Origin of the sequence: Mycolicibacterium chlorophenolicum (assembly GCF_001044235.1) — a bacterium.
Classification (GTDB): domain Bacteria; phylum Actinomycetota; class Actinomycetes; order Mycobacteriales; family Mycobacteriaceae; genus Mycobacterium; species Mycobacterium chlorophenolicum.
In genome coordinates this window covers 1-3940 of the sequence record NZ_JYNL01000036.1, presented here as the reverse complement: position 1 = coordinate 3940, position 3940 = coordinate 1, and the positions used below count along the sequence as shown (strand labels likewise).

6 protein-coding genes and 2 pseudogenes are annotated in these 3940 nt (G+C 65.5%); 3 read left to right on the top strand and 5 right to left on the bottom strand.

Annotation, left to right across the window (positions count from 1 at the left end; translation table 11 throughout):
• Positions 1-130 precede the first annotated feature (130 nt).
• Positions 131-409, top strand: a complete 279-nt coding sequence (locus tag MCHLDSM_RS36175; protein ID WP_082730657.1) for a hypothetical protein — start codon at positions 131-133, stop codon at positions 407-409.
• Positions 410-470: 61 nt separating this feature from the next.
• Complete coding sequence (locus MCHLDSM_RS17400; RefSeq protein WP_014805561.1) at positions 471-731, top strand: helix-turn-helix domain-containing protein; 261 nt, start codon at positions 471-473, stop codon at positions 729-731.
• Here MCHLDSM_RS17400 and MCHLDSM_RS17395 read toward each other — a convergent pair.
• Positions 712-1008 (bottom strand): hypothetical protein, encoded by a 297-nt coding sequence (locus tag MCHLDSM_RS17395; protein WP_014805562.1) that lies wholly within the window; start codon positions 1006-1008, stop codon positions 712-714. The genes MCHLDSM_RS17400 and MCHLDSM_RS17395 overlap by 20 nt on opposite strands.
• A gap of 132 nt (positions 1009-1140) precedes the next feature.
• Positions 1141-1689, bottom strand: a complete 549-nt coding sequence (locus MCHLDSM_RS17390; protein WP_014805563.1) for a hypothetical protein — start codon at positions 1687-1689, stop codon at positions 1141-1143.
• 314 nt (positions 1690-2003) lie between these two features.
• Between MCHLDSM_RS17390 and MCHLDSM_RS38490 the strand changes: the two genes are divergently transcribed.
• Positions 2004-2180 carry a hypothetical protein gene (locus MCHLDSM_RS38490; protein WP_162131315.1) on the top strand — a complete coding sequence of 59 codons (177 nt, stop codon included), beginning with the start codon at positions 2004-2006 and terminating at the stop codon, positions 2178-2180.
• On the opposite strand, the pseudogene MCHLDSM_RS40465 reads toward MCHLDSM_RS38490, so the two are convergent.
• The 3 genes and pseudogenes from MCHLDSM_RS40465 to MCHLDSM_RS36165 form a co-directional block, all read right to left on the bottom strand.
• A pseudogene (locus MCHLDSM_RS40465) lies at positions 2171-2281 on the bottom strand (IS481 family transposase); the annotation flags it as partial. The gene MCHLDSM_RS38490 and the pseudogene MCHLDSM_RS40465 sit on opposite strands and share 10 nt — an antisense overlap.
• Positions 2259-3341: an IS110 family RNA-guided transposase gene (locus MCHLDSM_RS17385; protein ID WP_014805535.1), complete on the bottom strand. Its 1083-nt coding sequence runs from the start codon at positions 3339-3341 to the stop codon at positions 2259-2261. The pseudogene MCHLDSM_RS40465 and the gene MCHLDSM_RS17385, both read right to left, overlap by 23 nt.
• 309 nt (positions 3342-3650) lie before the next feature.
• Positions 3651-3798 (bottom strand): annotated as a pseudogene (locus tag MCHLDSM_RS36165) (IS481 family transposase); the annotation flags it as partial.
• Between the last annotated feature and the right edge of the window lie 142 nt (positions 3799-3940).

Here is a 3940-nt window from a genome sequence, read left to right as displayed (position 1 = left end):
GTGCAATAACTCGGCGCACGGCCCGCGTATGCTCCGAAGCGAAGTTCTGCCCTGAGTTCGTCGATCTGACCCTTCAGAAATCCTGAACCCACAGCGGTCTCGCGAGTGGGGCTGGGACCGTGCGCGTTGCGTGGACTTCATCGCCCGGGTCACCTCGCGCCAATGGACAAAATCAGCCTGCGGACTCTGCCCGTTCGCAATGCGCACAGACTCGGGCCGCCAGGCGGTTGTCGGTGAGCGCCGGATCGGTGTTGATGGAGTTACGCGCCAGGTGCTCCGCGAACGGGGCGAGCAGCTTCCGGCGTTGGAGCACTTCTTCGTGGTGTGTCCCGCCGTGGTGGAGGACAAGGCACGTCCGGGGTTCGAAGCGTGGTGGCAGGAGGCGACCAATGATGCTGTGCTGTTCTGAGAGCCCTCGCGCCTACGATGGCGGTGTAACCTATAGGAGATACCGCCGGAGGGAGCTGGGCATGGACGGCAATGCGTCCACGGACGACGGTTCGGAGATCATCGCCGCCCTCGGTGCGGCCATCCGTGAACACCGCACCGCCGCCGGCCTTTCGCAGACCAGGCTTGCCCAGCTCGCGGGAATCAGCCGGGTATATCTGAACACTGTCGAGGCGGGAAACAAGTGCCCGACCGTGGTGGTGCTGGTGCATCTGGCCCGCGCCCTCGGCGTTGAACCTGCAACCCTGTTGGAGACCCAGACGCTCAGTACGGCGCGGCACTGAGGTAGCGCTGCCACTCGATGCGCTGAATCAGCCGGCTGGTCGACGCGTAATCGGGCCTGCCGTCTTCGTCGGCTCCGGTCTGAAGGAGCGCCACCAGTTCGTCGGCCGCGCGCAGCTCGTAGCGGGCCGCTGGCGCTGCGGATAGCTCGGCGGCGGCAATGGCGTCCTGGGCGGCGAACAGCACGGCGGTCACTGCCGCGTCGTGGTCATCTGCGGTGCCAATTGTGGTGTCGATTCGCTGAGGTGCGGTGGTGGTCAGCGACCAGGGCACAGTCATGGTGGGGGCCTCTCATCGGTGGGGGAGTTCTCGGACCTACAGCGATTGTGCGGCCTGCAACGCCAAACGCCGGGCCTGCTATCCGTGGTTGTGGATAACAGGCCCGGCGTCGGGTCGGTTGTGGATAACCGCCTACGTATTCGGCGGCGGCGTGTAGTCCTTCTCGCCGGGGTCCTGTGCATGCTCGGGGCCGTCCAAGAAGACACTGGTCGCGGTGTGATGCGCGGCCTGCAGAATCTCCACCGCACCGATGCATCCGGCCTGGTCAAGAATCTGGAAAGTCACCGGGCCCATGTGAAGGTCTAGCCACTTGAGTTGGCGCTTGCGGTCCCGGGAGAGTTCTTGGCGGGGAACGACCGCGTAGGCGGGTCGCCGGGTCCAGTCGATGGCCACGGTGGGCAGGGCGAACGGATCGGCTGCCGCCGGGGCCGGTGCCGGGATCTGGCGGGGGATCAAGGTCATCGCCGCGCGGGCCGCGCTGAAACCTTCGAGCACACCCTGGCAGGCCTGCGCGTTGAGCATCGTCATCAGGATGCCGCCCCATTGCAGCCGCAGCCGGGCGTTGGGTGAGCACGCGTGGTAGACGGCAAGGTCGCCGTCTTGTTCGCCCTGAATGCGAATCATGGTGTGGCTGACCAGAGCCGCGGGGGTGAGGTGGGCTTCGGTGAGGCGAGTCTTCATGGGTCTAACCTTTCGAGTGGGTGTTATCTATAGTTGACAGTCTATCGTGTAATGCGTTGACTAGCAATACTTTTCGGTCATCACACGAAACGCATCCACCCACCGAGGCACCCTCATCCTGGCCTTTCGTTTCCTGCCCCCGACCTGCCGGCGGGTCGGGCAACCCGTCTCAGAGCTGCGGCGCGGCGGCGCACGAAGCAACCAACGGCGGACGGGCCTGCATGCAAGCGGCCTCCACCCTCGGAAAGAAAGTGGGCGGCGATGTTGGCTCTAGTGGTGGACGTGGCCGCGCGGACCTCCGTAGCGTCCGCGTCATGACCACACCGGTACCGGCGAGTCTGCAGAGCGCCGAAAGTGACCTGCACACTGCGCAATCCGAGACCGACCCGGACCGGCAGGGCCAGTACGCCCGGTCGGCAGCCGACACCGCCGCAGAGGTAGCAGTAGACCACGCGACGACCAGCGCTGACCGTGAGCGAACGCTGTACTGACCTGAGAGGTTAGGTACGCGGCTGGCGGGTGGTTGACCCTTGAGTGCGGTGTGGCCGCGGTGGACTCTTCTATGTCTGTCAAGCTGCCTGCGGAATGGACGCGGGCTCGGCGTGAAGTCTCTGCAGGGTTCGGTAGAGGTGGCGGGCAAGGTAGCGCTTGAGGCAGCGTCGGATCTCCTTGGTGGATCGACCTTCCGCGCGGCGCCGTTCGACGTAGGCCCGGGTGTCCGGGTCGTGGGTCATACGGGTGATCACGGCCATGTGCAGAGCACGATTGAGCCGCCTGTCGCCGCCTCGGTTGAGTCGGTGACGGATCGTGTTGCCCGAGGAAGCGGGGATCGGATTGACGCCAGCCAGGGCGGCGAACGCCGCTTCGGAGCGAACCCGGCCAGCGTGCGACCAGGCGGTGTAGACCACTGCGACGGTAACGGGGCCGATGCCAGTCTTGTCCAGCAGTACAGCGGCCTTGCTGGCGTGGATGAGATCGATCATCTGCGCGTGGTTGGCGGTGAGTTCCTCGTTGAGAGCGACCACCCGCTTAGCCAGCCGGGCTGCCTCGGCGCGAGCGGCAATCGTAGCGACGTCTTCAACGCGACTGCGCCAGCGGGCGATATCGCTAATCTGCTTGGTGGTCAGTGACTTCCGAGCGTCTATACCCAAGGCGGCTACACGCAGCAACGCGGTAAGTGCGTTGACGGTCGCGGTGCGTTCGGTAGTCATGTGCTCACGAGCGGTAACGAGAACCCGCAATGCCGCCCGGATACCGTCGTCGCTGCGCGGCCGGCGCAGCTGTTCAGGCTCGAGGGACAGGACTGCGGCGGCGATCCTGCGGGCGTCCAAGGGGTCGGACTTGCCCGCACCGCGGTGGGCGCGTGTGTCCATCCGAGCTGCCTCCACGACCTCGAAGCCGGCCCGGTTGACCGTCGAGGCCAGGCGGGCACCGTAAGAGGCGACACCCTCGATGACCCACAAGGCGCTCAGTTCGCCGCCGGTGCGGCGCGCGGCCCATAAGACGGCCCGATCCAAGCCCGCATCGGTGGTGGGGAACTGCTCGGTGGCGACCAGTTCGCCGGTGGCAGCGACCAAAACGGCGAGGGTGTGCGTGCGGGCGTGGGTGTCGACTCCAATGATGAACGGGTAAGCGTGCGCAACAATGGTCATGGTGGCGGGCTTCCTTCCAGTAGCGGGGATAGATCCGGCCGCCGACGCGGCCGGCGCCGGCCTGGATGGAAGTCACTTCGGGACAGCACTGTGATGAGCCACGATCCGCCCCTTGGGCGGGTTGGGGCAGTCTTCTGATCAAGTCACCGAGGTGGAGCCGGGCCAGCGTCGGCCGCCCGCCCCGGTGCCGGACATGTCCACCGGAACGCACCCACGCGGGGCGAGTGATTGTAGGAGTCACAACCCGAGGCGAGACGACCGCCGCTAACCCTGCCAGCCAGTCCCAGACCAGCCTCCGCAAGACTCACAGTGATTGTAGGTGTGTAACCAGCGGGAATTCAGCGCAGCGTTCAGCGTCGCTGGTGTAGAGGCGGGCGTAGGCCCATTCGTCGGCCAGGGTGCGGTGAAATCGCTCGATGCTCCTATGTTTGTCAAGCTGCCTTTGACGGGGTCGCGTCGCCTATTGAGTTGTTCTGTGGGCGCGGGAGGTTGGAGTAGATCTGAACCGTCCCGGTTTTGATGCACACCTCGTTTCGTGTGACCGGTGTGCTTCCCGATCTGGTGGTGAGCGTAGTACGCGGCCGTAGACGCTAGGTTCG

What these genes read in the sequence shown, in the direction of transcription:
- MCHLDSM_RS17400 (WP_014805561.1), top strand. Translation starts at nt 471, where the DNA reads ATGGACGGCAATGCGTCCACGGACGACGGTTCGGAGATCATCGCCGCC.
- MCHLDSM_RS17390 (WP_014805563.1), bottom strand. Translation starts at nt 1,689, where the DNA reads ATGAAGACTCGCCTCACCGAAGCCCACCTCACCCCCGCGGCTCTGGTC.
- MCHLDSM_RS17395 (WP_014805562.1), bottom strand. Translation starts at nt 1,008, where the DNA reads ATGACTGTGCCCTGGTCGCTGACCACCACCGCACCTCAGCGAATCGAC.
- MCHLDSM_RS17385 (WP_014805535.1), bottom strand. Translation starts at nt 3,341, where the DNA reads ATGACCATTGTTGCGCACGCTTACCCGTTCATCATTGGAGTCGACACC.
- MCHLDSM_RS38490 (WP_162131315.1), top strand. Translation starts at nt 2,004, where the DNA reads ATGACCACACCGGTACCGGCGAGTCTGCAGAGCGCCGAAAGTGACCTG.